The organism is Corynebacterium sp. MSK041 (genome assembly GCF_030232265.1).
Classification (GTDB): Bacteria; Actinomycetota; Actinomycetes; order Mycobacteriales; family Mycobacteriaceae; genus Corynebacterium.
The window spans coordinates 1-20271 of sequence record NZ_JASPJK010000016.1 but is presented as its reverse complement, the minus strand read 5'-3'; the positions used below and the strand labels follow the sequence as shown (position 1 = coordinate 20271).

The following is a 20271-nucleotide window of genomic DNA, read 5'->3' as shown; positions in this document are numbered from 1 at the left end:
GCTTAAGGCTTAAAGCCCTGCCACGACCTCGTCGCGGGCGGCGACCATGTTGATCAGGGATGGCTCGACCTCGGCGTAGCCGCGGGTCTTCAGGCCACAGTCCGGGTTGACCCAGAGGCGGTCAGCCGGGACGTTGACCAGGGCGGCCTTGATCAGCTCGACCATCTCGCCCTTGGATGGGACGCGCGGGGAGTGGATGTCCCACACGCCCGGGCCGATTTCGGAGTGGAAGGTCTCGTCGATGTCCTCAAGCAGTTCCATCTTGGAACGTGCGGCCTCGATGGAGGTGACGTCGGCGTCCAGGCCGGCGACGGCGTCAATGATCTGGCCGAACTCGGAGTAGCAGAGGTGGGTGTGGATCTGCGTGGTCGGCTCAGCCTGCAAGGAGACCAGGCGGAAGGCGCGGACGGCCCAGTCGAGGTAGGACGGGCGGTCCTCCTCGCGCAGTGGGAGGAGCTCGCGAAGTGCGGGCTCGTCGATCTGGATGACCTTGATGCCGGCCTTCTCCAGGTCAGCGACCTCGTCGGCTAGGGCGACGCCGATTTGGTCGGCGGAGACGCTCAATGGGACGTCGTCACGCTTGAAGGACCAGGCCAGGATGGTCACTGGGCCGGTGAGCATGCCCTTGACCGGCTTGTCGGACAGGGACTGTGCGTAGGCGGACCACTCGGTGGTCATGGCCTTGGGGCGGGAGACGTCGCCAACAACGATTGGCGGACGGGTGCAGCGGGAGCCGTAGGACTGGACCCAGCCGTTTTCGGTGACGACGAAGCCGTCGAGAAGCTCGGCGAAGTACTGCACCATGTCGTTGCGCTCTGGCTCGCCGTGAACGAGGACGTCGAGGCCGAGGCGCTCCTGCAACTCGATGACGTTCTTGACTTCCTGCTTGAGGGCCTCGTTGTACTGCTCATCGGTGAGCGCACCGGAGCGGTGGTCGGCGCGGGCCTTGCGGATCTCGTTGGTCTGCGGGAAGGAGCCGATCGTAGTGGTGGGCAGAAGTGGCAGACCAAGGGCCTTCTGTGCTTCCTGGCGCTGCGCGAACTCCGGCTGGCGCTGGACCTGGCCGGCAGGCAGGGCATCGACGCGCTCAACAACAGCGGCGTTGTGGATGCGGGTGGACTCAGCGCGGGTGCGTGCGGCGCGGTCGGAACGGCCGAAGGCCTCTGGGGCCTCGGACTCGCCGGCGACGAGGGCCTTGATCTCCTCGATCTTCTCATCAGCAAAGGAGAGCCACGGTGCAACTTCAACCGGGAGGTTCTTCTCGGCGTTGAGGGTGTGCGGCACGTGCTGGAGGGAGGTGGAGGTGGACACGGATGTGGCGCCCAGCTCGGACAGGATCGCGGCCTTGTCGCGGAGGTTGGCGGCCCAGACGTTGCGGCCGTCGATAAGTCCGGCGACAAGCGTGGTGTCCTTGCCGGCGAAGGCAGCGGCGACGCGGGCTGGGTAGTCAGCGTCAGCGTCGAGGGTCCACGGGGACAGGTCTACGTGGACAGCGTCCGGTGCAACAGCGGCCAGGGCGTCGAGGCCCTTGCGTGCGGAGCCGTACGGGGTGGTCACGTAGACCTTCGGGCGGTTCTCCGCGGCCAGCAGACGGGACCATGCCTGCTCGGTGTACTTGGCCAGCTCTGCGTCCGGGGTGGACAGGTCAGCGACCAGTGCCGGCTCAGCGACCTGGACCCACTCGACGCCGGCGTCCTTCAAAGCAGCGAAAACAGCAGCGTAAGCGTCCACCAGGGAGTCCAGCAGGGACCACTCGACCGGCTTAGACAGGGCGAGCAGGGTAACCGGACCGACAAGCGCCGGGCGGACCTTGTGGCCAGCCTCGCGGGCCTCCTCAACCAGCCGAAGCACGCGCTCCGGCGCCGGCGTAATCGCCTGACCAGCCTCAACCTCCGGCACGAGGTAGTGGTAGTTGGTGTCAAACCACTTGGTCATCTCCAGTGGCACGCGGGTGTCGTTGCCGCGGGCCAGCGCAAATTCCTCGTCGAGGTCAGTGCCACCGGCAATCAGGCCGACGGTCAGGCCGGTCTCGAGGACCTGGTCGTAGTAAGCCACGTCAGCGGGGATGGCGTAGTCCTCGGTCAGGCCGAGGTCGCGCAGGTGGTTGTAGGTGTCAATGCGCAGGGCGCGGGTGGTGGTGCGGAACGTATCAGCGTCGATACGCCCAGCCCAGTAGGACTCGAGTGCGTGCTTGAGTTCGCGGTTCGCGCCGATGCGAGGGTAGCCCTCGATGGTGGCCTTGGGGAAGGTGGTCACTGTTTCTCCTTTAGTTTTTCACTTTGGGTTCTATGCCGAGCCGTGACAGCAGGTCTTGTGTCACTGCGAGGTTGTTGTGGGTGTAGATGTGGAGGCCGCCCACGCCGGCGTCGAGAAGCTTTGCGGCGAGTTCGACGGTGAGCTCCATGCCGGCCTCGTATTCGTCTTCAGCGTTTTTTAGCTTTTCGACGACCCTTTCCGGCACCTCAATCCCCGACAGCACGCCCATGCGCTGAGCCCTTTTCAGGCTGGTCATAGGCATGATGCCGGGGATCAGGGGGATTCTTACGCCCGCCATCCGGGATTGCTCCACGAAGCGGAGGTAGTCCTCTGCCTCGAAAAAGAGCTGGGTGATGGCAAAGTCCGCGCCGAGACGCTGCTTGGACAGCAGGACGTCCAAGTCCAGGTCTGGGGTAGCGGACTCGGCGTGGCCGGAAGGGTAGCACGCCACAGAGAGGGCGAGTTTGCCGGCGGCGAGGCGGTACGCGTTTTCGTCCTCGATGTCCTGGATGAGGGTGAGGAGTTGGGTGGCGTACTGCAGGTAGCCGTCTGGCAGGCTGGTTTCGCCTTCGGGCAGGTCCCCGCGCAGGGCGAGGAAACCGCGCACGCCGGAGTTGATCAGGCGGCGAATCCAGTCCGCGAGTTCCTCCTCGGTACCGGCGGTGCAGGCGAGGTGCGCGATGGTGCGCAGGTTGGTCTGCGCGTTGAGGCGGGCGATGAAGTCGGCGGTGCCCTCCAACCAGCCGGAGCGGTGGGAGCTGGTCACGGCGACATAGTCCGGCTCATAGGCGTTGAGCCCGGAGATGAGGTCGTTGAGTTTCGCCTCGTCTGCGTCATGCCGCGGCGGGATGAGCTCGAAGCTCAGTGCGGTGCCGGCACGGCGTGTGTGCTCGGTGGGCAACGTTTCAGCTGCTTCGTCGAGGGGGTCCAAAGGCGCGGATGCAGACAGCCTCGACGAGAAATGTCCTTCAGTCAACGAAGGAGTCCTTTCGGCTCGTCGATGAGTAATAAATTCTGGCTGGGCTCAGCGCGTGAATGTTTGTGAATCTAGTGGGATGGGTTTCAACCGGCCAAGATCTACCCCTCCCCCGTCCCGCATCGGTGCAGGCCATCGGCGATTCTGACATGAATATAATTCGCGGTTTGGCGCGCGAAATGAACCGCTCGGTCCACTTTTTGCGACAACTTTGGCACCGCTCTGTCCCCCGCCATTTTTCATTAGGGTGGTAGGCACACAACCGATTGAAAGGTGAACCCCCGGCATGAATCTTCGCACTCTTGGTATGGCATACAAGGCAGCGTCCTTCCTCTACGGCCGCTACCGCGACATGAATGATGAGCAGCAGCGCGACGTGTATGATGCGATGCGCGCCCTGGCCCGCCCGGCCAGTACAAATGAGAAGGGTGAGCCTTTCGACGCAGCCCGCCTCCAAGCCGGCGCTCTCACCCGCGTGGCCCATGACCGTTTGGATGCCCGCCGCGCCCAATTCCACAAGGAACAGCAGGAGAAGGAAGCGCGGAAGGCAGCGGAGAAGCTGGCCAAGAAGCAGAGGAAGAAGGAAAAGAAGGGCAACATCGGTCGCGCTGTTGGCGTGCTGGGTCTGCTCGCCGGTATCGCCGGGGCGGTGTGGTTCTTCCTCTTCCGGGAGGACACACCGGCAGCTGCGCCCGCGAAGTCCGCAGCACCCAAGGCGCCGGCACCCATGACCACCCGTGACCGCCTCGGCGCCGACCACGGCCCGCTCAGCGAGGACCCCGCGGAGCGCGATGAGGAGCTGCTGGCCAGCATCGATGAGCAACTGTCCAGCCTGGATGCCCTGGCAGATGATCAGCGTGAAAGCACGCAGCCTCGCAACAACATGTAGCTAGCCAACATCTAGTCCGCGTTCCGCCACGCGGTGAGCAGGCGGCCCACCAGGCGGTGTTGGACGTCGGGGTGTTCCTCCCCAAGCTTGCCGTCGAGGGGGCGTGTGACCACGAAGACCTCTTCGGCGAATTCGAGCGGGGTGAGCCCGCGCGGGACAAGGCCGGCGGGGACGGCGAGGTCGAGGACTGCTTGGAAGGCCTCAATTGTTTCCGCCCGCGTGGCCGCTAGTTCGGGGTTTTTGCCAAGGTCCTCCGACGCGATGGCCTCCACCAGGGGCCACGCGCCCACATCAAGCAGCTTCCACACAAACCCGTCCCACTGGGCGCGGGGGTCGGTGTGGAAATTTTCTTTGAGCTCCTCGATGAGCAGCCCGATGTCGGTGAGCATTGCAATCCCACAGGCCACGTTGAGGTGCCGGCGAGTGGGAAAGTTCCTGTACAGGGTGGCAATGCCTACCTCGGCGCGGGACGCAATCGCTTCCAACGTGACGGTGGTGGAGGGGTGGGTGCGGAAGAGGGAGCAGGCTGCGTCGATAAGCTTTTTGCGCCTTAACACCGCATCCGATCGCATGATTTCCGCCTTGACTCAATGAAACTCGTGGTGAATGATATCCGGAGTAGAACTGATAGTTTATCCTCCACTTAGACCCAGAAAGAACAACGGGGGCACATAACAGTGGAACCCATTTTTCAAGTGACGGACCTTGTTGTCCGCAAAGGCGACGAACCGCTGACGTTTGAGATCGGCGACGGCCTGACCCTGCTGATTACGGAGCGCGAGTCAGGCTCATCGACCCTGTGCATGACCTTGGCGGGGCGTTTCAAACAGTTCGGCGGCGAGATCGCGCTGAGCGGGGCGACTACGACCCCGCGTGAACGCTTCAAGGACGTGGCCATGGCCGGCCTGACCATGCTCGATGGCCTTGAACGCCAGATGGATACCCGCCATATCCTGCGGGAACAGATCGCGTGGAGCCAGCCCTTCTTCAAACGTGTGCCGCGCGATGTGCTGGCGCACCCGAATGTGGAGCCGTGGCTAGACGTGCTCAGCTTGGAGGACCTCGACGTCTCGCTCAGGATCGGCGATGTGAGCGTGGAAGATCGCTTCCGCCTGCGCGTGCTGCTGGCACTGGTCTCGCGGCCAGACGCGAAGGCACTGGTGATCGACGACATTGATCAGATCCGCAGCCTCCGCCTGCGCGCGGCGGTGCTCGATGACCTGGTGGAGCTGTCCAAGCATCTGCCGGTGGTGGTCAACTCCGTCAACGAGGATCCGGATAACCACGCGGATGAGATTGTGGATCTACGGCACGCCCCGGAGACCTCCAACGACGAGGAAGAGCAGGTGAACGCATGATTTCGGGCCTGAATGTAGGCACGCACTTCCGCAAACTCTTGCGGGGTGTTCTGCCGCCGCTGGCGCTGATTGCCATTACGTTGCTGCCACTGCTGTTCGGTGGCTTGTTCGTGTGGAGTTACTGGGATCCGCTGGGCAACCTGAACAAGATCCCGGTGGCGTTGGTCAACTCCGATGAGGGCGCGCAAGGCCCTGATGGGAAGGAGGTGCGCGCCGGCGACCAGGTAGCCGCGGAGCTACTCAAGGTTGAGCCGATGAACTTCGTGGAAGTCTCCGCGCAGGACGCCATCGAGGGTATTGGCAACGGCACGTACTACCTGGGCGTGGAGATACCTAAGAACTTCTCCGAGGCCGCTGTGAGTGTGAACACGGATGACCCGCATCCGGCGAAGATCAACGTGACGTTGAATAACACGAACGGTTTCATCCCCACGATGTTGGGTAACCAGGTCACGCGTGTGATGACCTCGGTGATTAGTGGCACCGTGGGTGAGCAGATTTCGCGCCAGATGTTCATGGGCTTCAACACCATCGGCGATGGCATGGATCAAGCGGGTGAAGGTGCGGACAAGCTTCACGACGGCACCACCCAAGCCCGCGACGGCAGCCAGCGCCTCGACGACGGCGCGAACCAGCTCAACGACAGCGTGCAGGAAGCATTGCAGAAGGTGCCGGATCTCGTTGACGGTGCCACCCAGCTCGACGAGGGGGCGCACGAGCTTAATAGTGGCGCCCAGCGCCTCAACGACGGCCTCGGCCAAGCCTCCACCGGCGCCGATGAACTCGCCGACGGGTTGGGCCGCCTGCGTGACGGTGTGAACCAAGCCGCTGGTGTGCTCGCACCGGTGAACATCCCCCAGCTGCAGCAAGGCACGCCGGCGGAGTTCCTGGACGGCATCAACTCAGCCGCCGACGGTGCCCGCGAGCTGTCCAATGCGCTGCACTTGCTTCACGACGGCTCCGGTGAACTCCTCACCGGCACCACCCAACTCAGTGACGGCACCACCCAACTCGTGGTCGGTGTGCGCACTCTATCCGAGGGCTCTAATGTCCTCGCGGACGGCACCCAGCAGCTCGCCGCCGGTATGGATGACCTGAACAGCGGCATCATCCAACTAGATGACGGCTCCGGTGAGCTGGCCTTCAAACTCAACGAAGGTGCCGGGAAGGTCCCGCGCTTTGATGGTGAGAAGCTCGACTCCGCCTCCTCCGTTGCCAGCTCCCCCGTCCGGCTGGAAAACACCGGCGATGATGTTTCCCTGTTCGGTGTAGGCCTGTCCCCCTTCTTCCTCTCCCTGTCCCTGTGGTTCGGCGGATTGATCATGTTCATGGTGTTCAACCCGATTTCCCGGCGCGCCATTGACTCCGGTGTCAGCCCACTGCGCGTGGTGTTGAGCTCCTGGATCCCAGCCGCCATCCTGGGTGTGATTCAGGCGTTCCACCTGTGGTGGATGCAAAACCTCGTGCTCGGGGTCAACGCGGAGCACCCAGTGCAGATGTTCTTTGCCCTGGCGTACGTGGCCATCATCTTTGTCACGGCGATCTTGGCTATTTACGCCATCTTCGGGCCGTCCACAGGCCGTCTGATCACCATGATCCTCATGTCACTGCAGCTCGTAGCATCCAACGGCCTGTACCCGCCGGAGGTCCAACCCGAGTTCATCCAGTGGGTCCACTCGTGGGATCCGATGCGGTTCTCGGTGGACCTCATGCGCCACGTGCTCTTCGGCACGGCACCCGGCGACCACCGCGTCACCGTCGCACTCATCGTGCTCACCTCCGTGGGTGTGGCGTCCTTCCTCATCGCGATGGCGGGATTCTGGAAGGAACGTGTCGTCGTCGCTAAGCACATCCACCCTGAGCTGGAGGTTTAGCGCTCGTGGAGCAGTTCCAAAAGGTGCAGCTCCAGAGCACTGCTTGCTTGCTTATCGACGTCCACAATCTCCCTCACCCCCGCCGGCCTCGGCCCGAGCACCACGACGCGATCTGACAACGTCACCGCTTCGCGCACATCATGGGTGATCAGCAGGGCGGTCCAGTCATGGTCCGCCCACATCCCTTTGAGCCAGTTTTGGAGTTCGGTGCGGGTGAGGGAGTCGAGGGCGCCGAAGGGTTCGTCGAGAAGCAAAGTGCTTTTACCCTGCACAACCGTGCGTAAAAGTGCGGCGCGTTGGCGCATGCCGCCGGAGAGTTCGAACGGCAGCGCGTCCTCGAAGCCGTCGAGCCCGAACTGCGGGAACAGTTCGCGTGCGCGGGCACGGGCTTCCTGTTTGGGCGTGCCTTGAACTTCGAGGCCGAGCGCCGTGTTGTCCAGGATGGTGCGCCACGGAAACAGCAGATCTTTTTGCGGCATGTATGCCGTGGTGCCGTTGACCGTCGCGCGGCCACTGGTAGGTGAGTCCAGGCCGGCGATGATGTTGAACAGCGTCGATTTGCCTGAGCCCGACGGGCCGATGATGGACACGAACTCGCCGGGCTCAACGCTGAAGGAGACGTCTTTGAGTACCGTGAGCTGCCCGAATAACTTGCTTACGTGTTCAAGGTGGACCACTGGTGTGTCAGCCATGTGCTTTACGCTCCTTGATGTGCCACGGGATGACCGCGCGCTCGATGAGGTAGGTGGACAGGTACAACGCGATACTCAGCGCCGCGGTGACCACCACCGCTGCCAGCACCAGATCCGTGCGGAAGGCGTTCTTCTGCACGCTCATGTAGATGCCCAGGCCCTGCTTCGCGCCGACGTACTCGGCGAAGATCGCGCCCGTCACCGCGTACGTGATGCCGATGCGCAGTGCTGTGAAAAACGCCGGCATCGCCTGCGGCAGGCGCACCATCCGGAACTGCTGCCAGCGGCTCGCGCCCATGCTGCGGAGCAGACGCGTGGCGTCCCGGTCCGTGCGGTCGAAGGCCTCGATGAGCCCGATGGCCACTGGGAAGAACGTCACCAGAGCCACCACCAGCATCTTCGGCACGATGCCGAAGCCGAACCAGATGATGATCAAGGGCGCAATGGCAATCACCGGCACTGTCTGGGAGGCCACCAGCAACGGCTGCAGCCCCTTCCGCAGAGTCGGTGAGAAATCCGACGCGATAGCCAACACCCACGCGCACACCATCGACAGCGCAAAGCCCACCGCCGTGACCTGTAGCGTTGCCGCCGCGTGCCCCGCGATGACCTCCCGCTGCTCCCACCCGGCGCGCGCCACCTGGGTGGGGGTGGGGAGGATGCGGGGGGAGACGTCGATAAGCTTCACCACGAGCTCCCACACCGCGACCGCAATGAGGATGAAAGCGGTGGGGACGGCGACGGTGCCTTTTGGCGCTTTACTGGGTGATGTACTCATTGGTGAAGTACGTGTTCCAGTCCGGCTCCTCCGTCAGCTCCTTGCCGGTTTCGTCCTTGAGCAGACCCTGCTCCTGCAGGAAACGCCCCAGCTCCGCCCAGTGCGTTTCGGTCTGGCCACCGAACTTGCCGTTCTCGTCGAGCATGTAGTTCTCCACCAGCATCCGCTGGGAGCGCTGCAGGAAGTCCAGATCCTCCAGCAGGTCGCTGTTTTCCTTCTGCAGGATCTCCGCCGCCGCGTCCGGGTCCTCGATCGCGTCCTCATAGCCGCGCTGGAGGGCCTGCACGAAGCTCTTCGCCTGCTCCGGATTCTTGTCCATCCAGGTTTGGTTGCCCACGATGACCACCTGGTACGCATCCGGGAAACCATAATCGATGTACTTGAAGTTCTTCAGGTGCACACCGCGGTCTTCTGCCTCAATGCCTTCCCACGCCACGTACGGCACGGTGAAGTCCACGTCCCCCGAGTACAGCGCCTCATACGCGCTGGTGCCCAGGACGACCGTGTCAAATTCGCCCTTGCCACCAGCTGCCTGCACCACGCCGCGCATGGTGGCTTCTTCCGCCGAGTTGGCAAAACCACCGAACGTCAGGCCGTCTAGGTCCTTCGGGCTCTTGATCTCCTCACGGTCCGCGAGCACACTCACCTCCGTGGCCCACGTCTGCTCCACAGCCAACACGGAGCGCAGATCCGCACCCGCTGCCTTCGCAATCGTGGCCGTATCCTGGAAGCTCACACCGAACTCCGCCTGACCAGCATCAACCATGAGGTCCGGGTTGGAATCGTTGTACGGCAGCACCTCCACATCCAGGCCCACCTCCGTGAAGTAGCCCTTGTTCAGCGCCACGTAGAGCCCCGTGTGGTTGGTGTTCGGCGTCCAGTCCAGCGCGATGCGGACCTTGCCGTTATTATCGCCGCCGTCGCCGCTGCCCTCGCCGTCGGCCGCGCAGGCCGCCAGCATCATCGTGGCGCCCACCGCCGCTATCGTCGCCGTGATTTTCTTGAAAAAGCTCATTGCTTCTCTCGCCTTCATTCAAGGCGGAAGCAGCCCAGGGGCGATCGCATACGCGCATGCGTGCGTCTCCCCGTGACCATCCCTCCGCCAGCACTAACTGGATCAGGTTCGACGGGTCTAATCTCAGCCGACGCTTCTGCGCGCCGGCACCCCGTGTCACGTGCTTTAAAGTTATACCAGCGGTTAGTCAGGTGGGTGTGAGATTGGCTTGCAAAGTGCAATGAATGAACTGCAATAAACGAACTCAAATAAACCAGGTCGGGGCTCGCCAGCTAGGCAGCTGCCCGCGAATCCACCTGGTTCATTGCACTTCATTCATTGCAGTTTGTGTCTGAGGGGCCTAAGCAGGCGAAGTCGGCCCCCACAGGCATGGGCTCTAGGACAGAATCTCCCGCAGGAACGGCACCGAATCCACCGTGGACATGTTCACCGTCCCGCCGTGATCAGCCGGGTACCACTTGACCACAACCTTTTGGTTCCGGGGGTCACCAATGAATTGGCGCAGCCACATCTCCGAGTTCAGAATGAGCCCAATCGGGGTGGGCACGTCCTGGTCTTGGAGGCCGTGGCCGAGGAAGACCGGCTTGTCATAACCAGCAACAGGGGTGCCCATGAGGTCTCGCGTGGCCTGTTCCAGACCGGGGACGCTGCGCAGTGGTTTGGAAAATGCCCGCGCCAGGTTTGTCCCCGCCGCGGCGTCGCGCACTTCCTGGAAGCAGCTCTTCTTCGCTTCCGTGAGCATGCGCTTGCCGTCCTCCGTCAGCGCGGAATCCAGATCCACGTGCGGGTACGCCTCCTGCACCGCTGTCAGGATGTACAGCCCGTAGGTGCTCAGCGCTGCCGGCAGCGGCACCGGCGGGAAGGTGGGGCCACCAGCAAGGATGATCTCCTCCACGTACGCCGGCGCGCCGGTGGCCACCGCACCGCGGTAGTCCAGGCCGAGCTGCTGGCTGCGCGGCGTCGCACGATGCGCCACGTGTAGCGCCACTCCCCCGCCCTGCGACTGCCCAATCACGGCCCACCGCTTAGCCAGCACCGACCCATCCGGCCCCTGCGTGCCCGCCATCGCGTGCGCCGCCGCCACAGAATCCACCACGTTCGCCGCCGCGACCTTACCGTTCAGGTAGCTGTGCAGCCCGGGCGAATCCAGCCCAACATAATCCGTGGCCACGATCGCGTACCCCTCGTCGAGCCAACGGTTGAGGTACTCCGCATCACGCGCCGATCGTGCGTTTATCGACGGCGCACACTCATCCCCCAACCCCACCGTCCCATGCGCCCACGCCAGCACCGGCCAACCGCCCTCGGGTTTCTCCCCCTTGGGCAAGAACACTGCTCCGGTGCTCGTCGCTGGTTTCCCGTGCTGATCCACCGTCGTGTACGCCACCCGGAACTGCTTCGATGCGCTGCTCAACCCCACTCGCTCATCCAGTGGCACCTCCGCTAGGACCGTGCCCGGCTCACCACTCGGCGCCACCGCTGGCAGACCACTGCGGTACACCGGCACTTCGCGCGGTGCCACATCCCGCATCGGCTCCCCCGCCTTCACCGAGGACATCGGCGTCAGATCCGCCACCGACCCAAATGGTGTGGCCGCCGCCTCCGGCACCAGTCCCGCTACCTGTCCTGCCAGGCCCGTGACCCCGAGGCTAAGGGTCAGTCCGGCCGCGATAAACGTCGATAAGCTTCTGCGCATATGTCCACCCTCCTAGATTTTGTGCACGAAACTATCTTTCTTTGTACACAAAACCCGGCGCGCACGAGGCCACTTTGCACAACCCCGCCTCAAACTGCGAATCAAAGTGCGAAACTGCGAAGACTTTTCACACTTTCATTCGCACTTTCATCCAAATTGAGAATTCCGCTGGTCTAAGTCCGGCTATACACAGTTGCTTTACGCCCCTGACCACCCAACATGACAACATGGTCTTCAGCGAGGAGAGGCTCAAGCGCATACCGCACTTGTGCTGGCGACAAACCCGTCCTCGACTGCATGTCTTTCAGAGTTACAAACTCGCCTGGGCCAATCGCTGCGTAAACTGCCGGCACATTCTTGCCCAAAGCAACCAAGAAATGCTGGTCCACGCTGGCATGGTCTGGCCGATATGTAATCTCCTTCCGCTCTCCTGGCACTGAGTAGATGCCGTCCTCTAGCTCCACAACACCGCAATCAATGAGTCTGTCAAGGATCCTCTTACACTTCCGCTCCCCCAACGGTGTGTACAACTGCACGATGTGCGACAACGTCGCTCCACCCCCGCTCCGCAGGTTGATCAGTATGTCCTCTTCCGTTGGAGTGAACTGTTGCTTGGCTTCTTGTTTCAGATCTGAAAGCCACTGATTATCTGCCTCGGTGAAGCGTGAGCCACGCGGAAACAACACTTTGAAGCTAACACCGTTATCAATGAACCGAGGCTTCGGCAGACCAGCTCCTCGGGTGGCCGTGAGAATCTCTTGGATTCCGCCACCTTCACCTTCAATCACTCGTTCACCCTCAGCTGTACGCAAGTAACGGGCTATCTCGTACAGCCGCTTGTTCACCGGCGCTTTGGTCAGTTCCGGGCTTTCCAGCTGAGATGCAGACAGACCGCGAAGACCCCCCGGACTGACCACCACGAGCATCTTCTCCGTGATCCGGACCTCAACTTTCTTTCCCACCTCCACGGAAGGCCCCAAGTCGCGATGAACCAGAGCATTAGCAAGAACCTCACGGATTGCCGTCGGTGGGAACTCCGGCTCATCCACCAGGTGACCACTCTCGGTGTACCTACTCACGGTGTCTGAATTCTGGCGGATCCACTCCATGATCTCCACCAACATCACTGGCAGCGGCCCCTCAATTTCTTTGAGGTTCTTATGCCTGCCAACTCCATCCCCGCGAGACAACCTCACTGCAACAGTCGCACCGAGAGCAGGTTCCACTGATTGCGGCAGGTAACCAAGCGCATACAATCCTCCAAGCCGAATGTCACCCTGATTATCAGTGACATTGGTGACTTGGAGCAGCTGTGCATCATCATCGATCTTGGCCACGCGCGAGCGGGACTCCCGCACAGATTTGATGAACCCTTTAAGCACCTGTGGATCAAGCACGCCAGTGTCAGTTCCCGGTACCGATTGAAAGTCGGAGAGTATCTGCTGGCTCTCTGTGAGCGCTGAAAGTTCCAACATCTTGATGTCATTGGAGTTCATTTCATAGTCTCCATCAGCTTGACGGAGAAATGCCTTGTTACGAAAAGTCGCCGGCTTTTCCGACGGCAGCAGCGGCGTCACTTCCACCACCACAATCTTTTTGTCGTCGACGACATGGTGCGAGAACACGAGTTGCGGTGCCGGCGAAACGGAAGAACGGTTCACTGACGTGATGGCCTTCTCCATCTCCGCTGGATTCTGCACCCCAGTGATGGCAAAGCCTTGGCGTTCATTGACACCAAGAATGATTACGCCTGCCTGTGGCATATTCGCGAATGCGCACAGTGTCTCCCCGATACCCTCAGGTACTCCTCCTGCGGCGGTTTTGCATTCCACCAGCGTTGTGTCATCCCCGAAAGCGCGGAGTTCCGCGAGCGTTTCCACAACTCGCACATCAGTCCAACTCATGTTTCTGAGTCTATTACATATTTAGCACTTTGTCTACCAGCTCTTTCATACTTTAAAGTCCATACTGCGAATCAAAGTTTGAAAGATGATTAGCACTTTGACAGTTTCGTTCAGAGTTTCGTTCAGAGTTTCGTTCACAGTTTGGTCTATCCCGGAGTTGTGAAATCTCAATGCTCTTAACGCTTTGAACAGGATGCGCGCTACGCTCCCACGAAATCAATGATCATCAGCCCGACGACGAAGCCAACGACGGTGAGCCCCACGGCCACCATGAGTGGACTCTGTGCCACACCGATCACGGTCGGGTTTGCTGGGTAAGACGGAAGCGACGGGAAGCGGCAGGACTATACACTTCCGGAATCTGGTAGCACGTCCTGGGAAAATAGTGATTTCCTGTAACACTTTGGGGAGCTGATCGCACGGCAGCGTCTAAAAGACGGCTTAACCCTAAAAGACGGCCAAGGCCAGGACCAAGGGCGGGAATGCGGAAACCCGCCAGCCGATCACGGCTGACGGGTTCCACGTTCTGTGGAGCATAGGAGAATCGAACTCCTGACCTCCTCCTTGCAAGGGAGGCGCTCTACCAATTGAGCTAATGCCCCTTTGTTCCGAACTGGTGGGCCTAGCAAGAATCGAACTTGCGACCTCATCGTTATCAGCGATGCGCTCTAACCGACTGAGCTATAGGCCCGCTCGGAACTTCTAGAACATTACCCAGGCGACCCGCACAAACACAAATCGCCTGGTTAATGCCCTAATTAGTGAGTAGCCAACACTAGCTAAACACACGCTAAAACTAGTTTGTCAGCTCCACTTCCACGCCACCCACAAGCCCAGTGAGGGCGTTGTAGATGAAGGCGGTGAGCGGGGCCATGAGTGCCACGAACACCACGCCGATGGCGCCGAGGAGAGCGGCGATGGCGAGGACGAACGGGAAGCTAATCGCCGTGTCCCCACCCACGCCACTGATCAGGGAATTCATGGACGCGACGACACCGAAGGCGTCGACGGCCACGTACAGGATCGACACCGCGATAAGCCACGCGGCGAAGCCGACGAGCGCCATGCAGATGCCGACCTTGAAGGCGCTCATCGGGTTGATGTGCGTCACGGTCACGTTGCGTGAGGCCATGCGTTACTCCTCAGACTCCGAAGACTCCGAAGACTCCGCGGACTCAGCCGAAGCAGCGCCTGCCACGTCTTCCAGGGTCTTCTCGCCCTTGGCCACGGCGGTGGCTTCCTCTTCGCCTTCGTCTTCGACGTTGACGTCGATGGCGAGGAGGTCAACGCCGTCCGCAAGATCCACGAGGCGGACGCCCATGGTGGCGCGGGACGACGGGCGGATCTGGTTGACTTCGGTGCGGATGACGCCGCCGGCAGACGTGATGGCGAAGATTTGGTCGTCTTCTTCCACGGCCAACGCGCCAATGAGTTTGCCGCGCTTCGGGGTGTACTTGAAGGTCATGACACCCAGGCCGCCGCGGCCTTGCGGGGAGTATTCCTCGATCGGGGTGCGCTTGCCGTAGCCGCCGGAGGTGGCTACGAGGAGGTAGTCGCCGTCCTTGACGGTGGTCATGGCCAGCAGCTGGTCGTCGCCGCGGAAGCGCATGCCCTTCACGCCGGCGGTGGCGCGGCCCATCGGGCGGAGCTGGTCATTGTCCGCGGTGAAGCGGATGGCCTGACCCTGTTCGGAGACGAGCAGGATGTCACTGTCTTCGCTGACCAGGGATGCGCCGATGAGGGCGTCGCCTTCGTTGAGGTTGATGGCGATGAGGCCGGCGGAGCGCGCGGACTCGTAGTCGGTCAGGCGGGACTTCTTCACACGGCCGTCGCGGGTGGCCAGGACGAGGTACGGGGCGTCCTGGTAGGTCTGGATCTGGATGATCTGTGCGATCTTCTCTTCCGGCTGGAATTCCAGCAGGTTGGCCACGTGTTGGCCACGTGCGGTGCGGCCGGCCTCCGGCAGTTCGTATGCCTTCAACCTATAAACGCGGCCGAAGTTGGTGAAGAAGAGGATCCAGTCGTGGGTGGAGCAGATGAAGAAGTTCTTCACCACGTCGTCCTGCTTCAGCTCAGCGCCGCGCACGCCCTTGCCGCCGCGCTTCTGCGACTTGTAGGCGTCCACCTTGGTGCGCTTTGCGTAGCCGGTTGCGGTGATGGTGACCACGACGTTTTCGCGCGCGATGAGGTCTTCTTCGGTCACATCGCCGGTTGCGGCGACGATGTGGGTGCGGCGTTCATCGCCATGCTTATCGACGACCTCCGCCAGCTCCTCCGCCACAATCGCCCGCTGGCGTTCCGGCTTGGCCAGGATGTCCTTGTAGTCGGCGATCTCGGCCTCAATAGCGGCCAAGTCATCGACAATCTTCTGACGTTCCAGGGCTGCCAGGCGGCGCAGCTGCATGGCGAGGATGGCGTCGGCTTGGATCTCGTCGACGTCGAGAAGCTTCATCAGGCCTGCGCGGGCTTCGTCGACCGTTGGGGAACGGCGAATAAGGGCGATGACCTCATCGAGCATGTCCAGTGCTTTGACCAGGCCGCGCAGGATGTGCGCGCGCTTTTCCGCTTCGTCGAGGCGGAACTGGGTGCGGCGGACGATGACCTCGATCTGGTGTGCCACGTAGTAGCGCAGCATCTGGTCGAGGCGGAGGGTGCGGGGAACACCGTCGACAAGCGAAAGCATATTGGCGCTGAAGTTGGACTCGAGCGGCGAGTGCTTGTACAGGTTGTTCAGCACAACGCGCGGCACGGCGTCGCGCTTGAGGGTGATGACGATGCGCATGCCCACGCGGTCCGAGGATTCGTCCTCGATCTTGGAGATGCCGGTGAGCTTGCCCGCGGAGACCTGCTCGGCGATGCCGGAGATGAAGTTATCCGGGTTGACGTTGTACGGCAGCTCCGTGATCACGATGACCTGGCGGGTGCCCACTTCCTCGATCTCGCTGACACCGCGCATGCGGATGGAGCCGCGGCCGGTGGTGTAGGCATCCTTGATGCCCTGATCACCGACGATGAGCCCTGCGGTGGGGAAATCCGGGCCCTTGACGCGTTCCATGCACGCATCCAGGGTGGTCTTCTCGTCTGCGTCGTAGTTATCCAGGATCCAGTAGATGGCCTCTGCCAGCTCGCCCAGGTTGTGGGGCGGGATGTTGGTGGCCATACCCACGGCGATACCCGAGGAGCCGTTGAGCAGCAGGTTTGGCACACGGGACGGGAGCACGTCCGGCTCCTGCGCCTTGCCGTCATAGTTCGGGGAGAAGTCCACCGCGTTCTCACGGATATCGCGCACCATCTCCATGGACAGCGGCGTCATCTTGCACTCCGTGTAACGCATAGCCGCCGGGCCGTCATTACCGCGGGAGCCGAAGTTACCCTGGCCGTCTACCAGCGGGTAACGCATGACCCACGGTTGGGCGAGGCGCACCAGCGTGTCATAAATAGCGGAGTCACCGTGCGGGTGGAACTGACCCATCGTGTCAGACACCGGGCGCGCGGACTTTACATAAGAACGCTCCGGGCGGTAGCCGGAGTCATACATTGCGTAGATGATGCGGCGGTGCACCGGCTTCATGCCGTCGCGCACATCAGGCAGTGCGCGGCCGACGATGACGCTCATGGCGTAGTCGATGTAGCTGGTCTGCATCTCCTCATTGATGTCAATGGGGAGGATGCGGTCGCCGAGCTCACCGCCGAAAATATCGTCACTCAAGGTGTTGGCCTTTCAATTAGAGATAGATCCTCTAGGCAGTTTACGCGCCTTCTGCGTCTTTGGGCCTATGCCATGCGGTATCAGAGTGATACCATCACGCCATGGCTATGACCCTCAGGTTGTCCGCTGAAGAGGACCGCGCCCTCGTGCTACTGGCCAGCGCGTGGGGCTGCAGCAAGCAAGAAGCCGCCAAGCGCGCCATCGCCATCGCTGCGACCAGATTGCTTGACGACGCCTCCATTCACTCCCTCGCCCACGAGACCATCCCCGGCCGCCCCGCCCTGGCCGCCCGCATCCGCCGGGCACGACCGCATGAGGCGGACTAGAGGCTGAGCAGAAACCAATGACACCCCTTACCCCCGAACAACTCCTCATCATCGCCGATGAGACCTGCGCGAAGTGGTCCACCGCCGTGCGCAGTTTCTCCGCCATCTGCGCCGCCGCCGCCATTCCCGGCGCGCACATCGAGGGCATCCCCGTCTTCGACTCCCCCATCGCTGCCGCTGCTGCTCTCGCCCGCGGGATCGAACGCCTGGAGCCGCTCACGGCTTTCAACAAGGAGTTCGCCATTGTCGCCGCGGAAATCTACCTGCGCCGCTAGCATCACTTTCAGTGGCAATCTTCCCGGGGTAGAATCCGTGGCATGAAGAAGCTCACGTCTGCTGCGCTAGCAGCCGCACTGTCCGCCTCCCTACTGGTGACCCCCACCGTTGTGGCTGCCGAGGGCCCCACCACCAGCTCCACCGATTCCGTACGGAAGAACACGGACAACGCCAACGCCCTTCCACCGGGAGTGGAACTCCCCGAGCAGCCACCGTTCGGCAGCGCCTACACCGGTTTTGCCCCACTATCAGTTTTCCTCGCCCTCGCCGCCACGGTGGGCGTGGTGACGTTCATCGCTCAGATCCCGCCGATCAAGGCAGAATTGGAGCGCCTCAAGGAGCAGTTCCTCCCTTCCCAACAGCCCCAGAACCGGTAGATGCACTGACTAGAGAGGTTGATACAGGTTGTGTGAGCCGTCGACGCAGCCAAGATCTTCGCATGGAAGGGGAAGCCCTCCATGAACTTTCGTCGCCCGACGTAGCTCGCTCGCGATGCTCAACATGTGGTCGTCTTATTGTTAATCGGCGGGAAGATTTGGTCGGGTGACCCGTTTAGCCTCATCAAGAACAGGCATCCACGCATTGACCTGATGACGCTCCAACTGCCGCTGAAATTTCCCGGCAATAAACGCAATGAACTCAACATCACGATCAGTATCAGCTGTTTCAGCAACCACATCCCAATGACGCTGCCGTCCCTTCTTAATAAAAAGCGTCTGGAAATACTCCTTGAGCATTTCATTGGTTGTACCAATACTGCGATGATCAGTCAGATACATCTCCAACATCCGATCAAGATACTTCTCCTTACTCCCAGCAAGCCTTTCCAAAGAAAAGAACAACTTTGTCCTCACATGAGCATGTGGCTCCAAGTAGTAATACCGCTCAAACTGATCAAACAAATAATAATGCTTAGCTTTAAGAAACTCATTGATCGCACTAACAAGCGGATCTTTAGCGGTAGGGATCAGATCATCGCGTAAGAGCACCTTCTCAAGCCCGTACACATAGTGCTCTAAAAGCTCATCCGACATCGTCCCATACCTATCAGGAACCGGAGTATGCAACCCCACCAACGCAGCAACCCGTGTTGCAGTATCACTCATAAAACAACCTTTCTATCAACTGGAAGGAAACAGCCACAACAGTCTCGCAGTGTCTAACCTGGCCCTAGTGTTACAACGCTAATAAGGCTGGTTGGGATCTTGGTACCGGATGGTGCCATCTTCCAAGATCGTGCCATCACTTAGACGCACCGCCGCAAGCCCCCACAACTTCGCTTCATCACGAATACCAAACTCACTCATCGACTCATCTTCAAGATTCAAACGTAAATCCACAAAGTTCCTGCCACGGCCGAGCACAGTGGCAACATCATCCCAACGGTGCGTAACCATCGCAATAGCATCCGTCAACACCGCAGAATCATCAGCATCAAAACTCATCGCCTGATACCCCTCGGCACTCAACGCCTGCCCACCAGTATCAACATAACGATAATTCTCAATCGGATAATCAGGGTGAATCTCCCCATACCCGGGCTCATAACCCGCAGAGGCACCAAGCGTGGTCACCTTCACCGTCGCAATGAAATCACTAAACGCCATACGATCATCCGTTACAGCATTATTCGCCCGGATGACATACGTGCCGGGCTGCGTTTCATCAATAAGCATCGCCTGATTGCCATAATTAAACTCGAACTGGTCCCCAAGACGAGGATCAAGCCACGCGTTTGTCACCAACACCACCGGGTCATCACCAAGCTTGTCAACAATAATCCACCCCCGGTTAGCCTCCCCATGAACCCCAATAACAGTCTCGGCTTTATCAACACCACTGAACCGGAAACTACACCGAATTGCACGCAATCGAATGGCAACCTCACCTACAGGATGCGGGGAATCAAACTCCCACTCAATCAGGGTTTCCACCCCCGGCTCCGGATCGATACACAAGCCCAGATGAAGAGTTTTCCCCTCAAACTCAATAGTGTCATCCCGTGCCTCCATGAACATCTCATTGAGAGTCTTTGACATGGTCTTCCTCTCTATTTAGGCGATATGGTCAGTACCCAGGGTGACGATACGGGTCGATTGCTGCATGATCTTGGGGCCAACGAGCAACCAATTCTTTCCCTCCATCACGGTAAGGAATCGGCTCATGGCTGACCTCCATGGTTTCCCAACCACCACTGTCAGGCTTGGCCTTCAGTTTATCCAGGTTGATCTGCCGTGGCCCTCGCCCCTTCCGCATCCGTTCCACTGCATCCTTGCCATATGCTTCATAGGTCAAGTCGCGTGTAGTGGTGTAGCGGTTTGTGCTTTCGGCTCGGTATGAAGTTTGGGGTTGTGGTTAGGCGGTTAGTCGATGCTGATACCAGCAGATTCAACATCCGCGATCAACACACCCAGCTGCGCCACATCAGCCGGTAGACCGTTGAGTTTCTCACGTACCACAGCAACCTCATCAGGCTGGCCAGTAACACCAACACCGTCGCCTTCAGGATCCAACTCAACACC

The 20271-nt window shown here is 60.7% G+C and carries 18 protein-coding genes, 2 tRNA genes and 1 riboswitch; of the genes, 6 read left to right on the top strand and 14 right to left on the bottom strand.

Going from position 1 to position 20271, the window contains the following annotated elements:
• Positions 1-9 precede the first annotated feature (9 nt).
• Positions 10-2256 carry a 5-methyltetrahydropteroyltriglutamate--homocysteine S-methyltransferase gene (metE, locus tag QP968_RS10140; protein ID WP_284856297.1) on the bottom strand — a complete coding sequence of 749 codons (2247 nt, stop codon included), beginning with the start codon at positions 2254-2256 and terminating at the stop codon, positions 10-12.
• A 10-nt stretch (positions 2257-2266) separates the two neighbouring features.
• Positions 2267-3232, bottom strand: coding sequence for a methylenetetrahydrofolate reductase (locus tag QP968_RS10135; protein ID WP_284856296.1), 966 nt, complete (start codon positions 3230-3232; stop codon positions 2267-2269).
• Positions 3233-3518: 286 nt separating this feature from the next.
• On the opposite strand from QP968_RS10135, the gene QP968_RS10130 reads away from it, so the two are divergent.
• Complete coding sequence (locus QP968_RS10130) at positions 3519-4121, top strand: hypothetical protein (protein ID WP_284856294.1); 603 nt, start codon at positions 3519-3521, stop codon at positions 4119-4121.
• 11 nt (positions 4122-4132) lie between these two features.
• On the opposite strand, the gene QP968_RS10125 is transcribed toward QP968_RS10130, so the two are convergent.
• Positions 4133-4693 carry a TetR/AcrR family transcriptional regulator gene (locus QP968_RS10125; protein WP_284856293.1) on the bottom strand — a complete coding sequence of 187 codons (561 nt, stop codon included), beginning with the start codon at positions 4691-4693 and terminating at the stop codon, positions 4133-4135.
• 123 nt (positions 4694-4816) lie between these two features.
• Here QP968_RS10125 and QP968_RS10120 point away from each other — a divergent pair, with 123 nt between their 5' ends.
• Together QP968_RS10120 and QP968_RS10115 are read left to right on the top strand one after the other, a co-directional pair.
• The gene (locus QP968_RS10120) at positions 4817-5479 is read left to right on the top strand and encodes an ATP-binding cassette domain-containing protein (RefSeq protein WP_284856292.1); all 663 of its coding nucleotides are present in this window, start codon (positions 4817-4819) and stop codon (positions 5477-5479) included.
• Entirely contained in the window at positions 5476-7353 is a 1878-nt protein-coding gene (locus QP968_RS10115) for a YhgE/Pip domain-containing protein (RefSeq protein ID WP_284856291.1), read from the top strand. The genes QP968_RS10120 and QP968_RS10115 overlap by 4 nt, the downstream gene beginning before the upstream one ends.
• Here QP968_RS10115 and QP968_RS10110 read toward each other — a convergent pair.
• From QP968_RS10110 to gyrA, 9 genes are all read right to left on the bottom strand, one after another.
• Entirely contained in the window at positions 7350-8045 is a 696-nt protein-coding gene (locus QP968_RS10110; RefSeq protein ID WP_284856290.1) for an ABC transporter ATP-binding protein, read from the bottom strand. The genes QP968_RS10115 and QP968_RS10110 overlap by 4 nt on opposite strands.
• Positions 8038-8823: an ABC transporter permease gene (locus tag QP968_RS10105; protein WP_284856289.1), complete on the bottom strand. Its 786-nt coding sequence runs from the start codon at positions 8821-8823 to the stop codon at positions 8038-8040. Before QP968_RS10105 ends, QP968_RS10110 begins: the two co-directional genes overlap by 8 nt.
• Positions 8804-9838, bottom strand: coding sequence for an ABC transporter substrate-binding protein (locus QP968_RS10100; protein ID WP_284856288.1), 1035 nt, complete (start codon positions 9836-9838; stop codon positions 8804-8806). The genes QP968_RS10105 and QP968_RS10100 overlap by 20 nt, the downstream gene beginning before the upstream one ends.
• A 61-nt stretch (positions 9839-9899) precedes the next feature.
• A riboswitch (TPP riboswitch) is annotated at positions 9900-10002 on the bottom strand.
• A gap of 212 nt (positions 10003-10214) precedes the next feature.
• Positions 10215-11534, bottom strand: a complete 1320-nt coding sequence (locus tag QP968_RS10095; protein WP_284856287.1) for an alpha/beta hydrolase — start codon at positions 11532-11534, stop codon at positions 10215-10217.
• Between the two features lie 173 nt (positions 11535-11707).
• Positions 11708-13438, bottom strand: a complete 1731-nt coding sequence (locus tag QP968_RS10090; protein ID WP_284856286.1) for an RNA/DNA-binding domain-containing protein — start codon at positions 13436-13438, stop codon at positions 11708-11710.
• 529 nt (positions 13439-13967) lie between these two features.
• Positions 13968-14040: transfer RNA gene (locus QP968_RS10085), tRNA-Ala, on the bottom strand.
• A gap of 12 nt (positions 14041-14052) precedes the next feature.
• Positions 14053-14129 (bottom strand) — tRNA-Ile (locus QP968_RS10080).
• A 105-nt stretch (positions 14130-14234) separates the two neighbouring features.
• Positions 14235-14570 (bottom strand): DUF3566 domain-containing protein, encoded by a 336-nt coding sequence (locus tag QP968_RS10075; protein WP_284856284.1) that lies wholly within the window; start codon positions 14568-14570, stop codon positions 14235-14237.
• A gap of 3 nt (positions 14571-14573) precedes the next feature.
• A complete protein-coding gene (gene gyrA / locus QP968_RS10070; protein WP_284856283.1) occupies positions 14574-17147 on the bottom strand; it encodes a DNA gyrase subunit A in 2574 nt (857 codons plus the stop codon).
• A gap of 101 nt (positions 17148-17248) precedes the next feature.
• On the opposite strand from gyrA, the gene QP968_RS10065 reads away from it, so the two are divergent.
• From QP968_RS10065 to QP968_RS10055, 3 genes are read left to right on the top strand one after another with little or no spacing between them, the layout of a single operon-like run.
• A complete protein-coding gene (locus tag QP968_RS10065; protein ID WP_284856282.1) occupies positions 17249-17473 on the top strand; it encodes a CopG family transcriptional regulator in 225 nt (74 codons plus the stop codon).
• 17 nt (positions 17474-17490) lie between these two features.
• On the top strand, positions 17491-17748 hold the full coding sequence (locus tag QP968_RS10060) for a TetR family transcriptional regulator (protein ID WP_284856281.1): 258 nt from the start codon (positions 17491-17493) through the stop codon (positions 17746-17748).
• Positions 17749-17790: 42 nt separating this feature from the next.
• Complete coding sequence (locus tag QP968_RS10055; protein WP_284856280.1) at positions 17791-18126, top strand: hypothetical protein; 336 nt, start codon at positions 17791-17793, stop codon at positions 18124-18126.
• Between the two features lie 141 nt (positions 18127-18267).
• On the opposite strand, the gene QP968_RS10050 is transcribed toward QP968_RS10055, so the two are convergent.
• Positions 18268-18855, bottom strand: a complete 588-nt coding sequence (locus tag QP968_RS10050) for a hypothetical protein (RefSeq protein ID WP_284856279.1) — start codon at positions 18853-18855, stop codon at positions 18268-18270.
• A gap of 78 nt (positions 18856-18933) precedes the next feature.
• Positions 18934-19788, bottom strand: coding sequence for a hypothetical protein (locus tag QP968_RS10045; RefSeq protein ID WP_284856278.1), 855 nt, complete (start codon positions 19786-19788; stop codon positions 18934-18936).
• Positions 19789-20271: the final 483 nt, after the last annotated feature.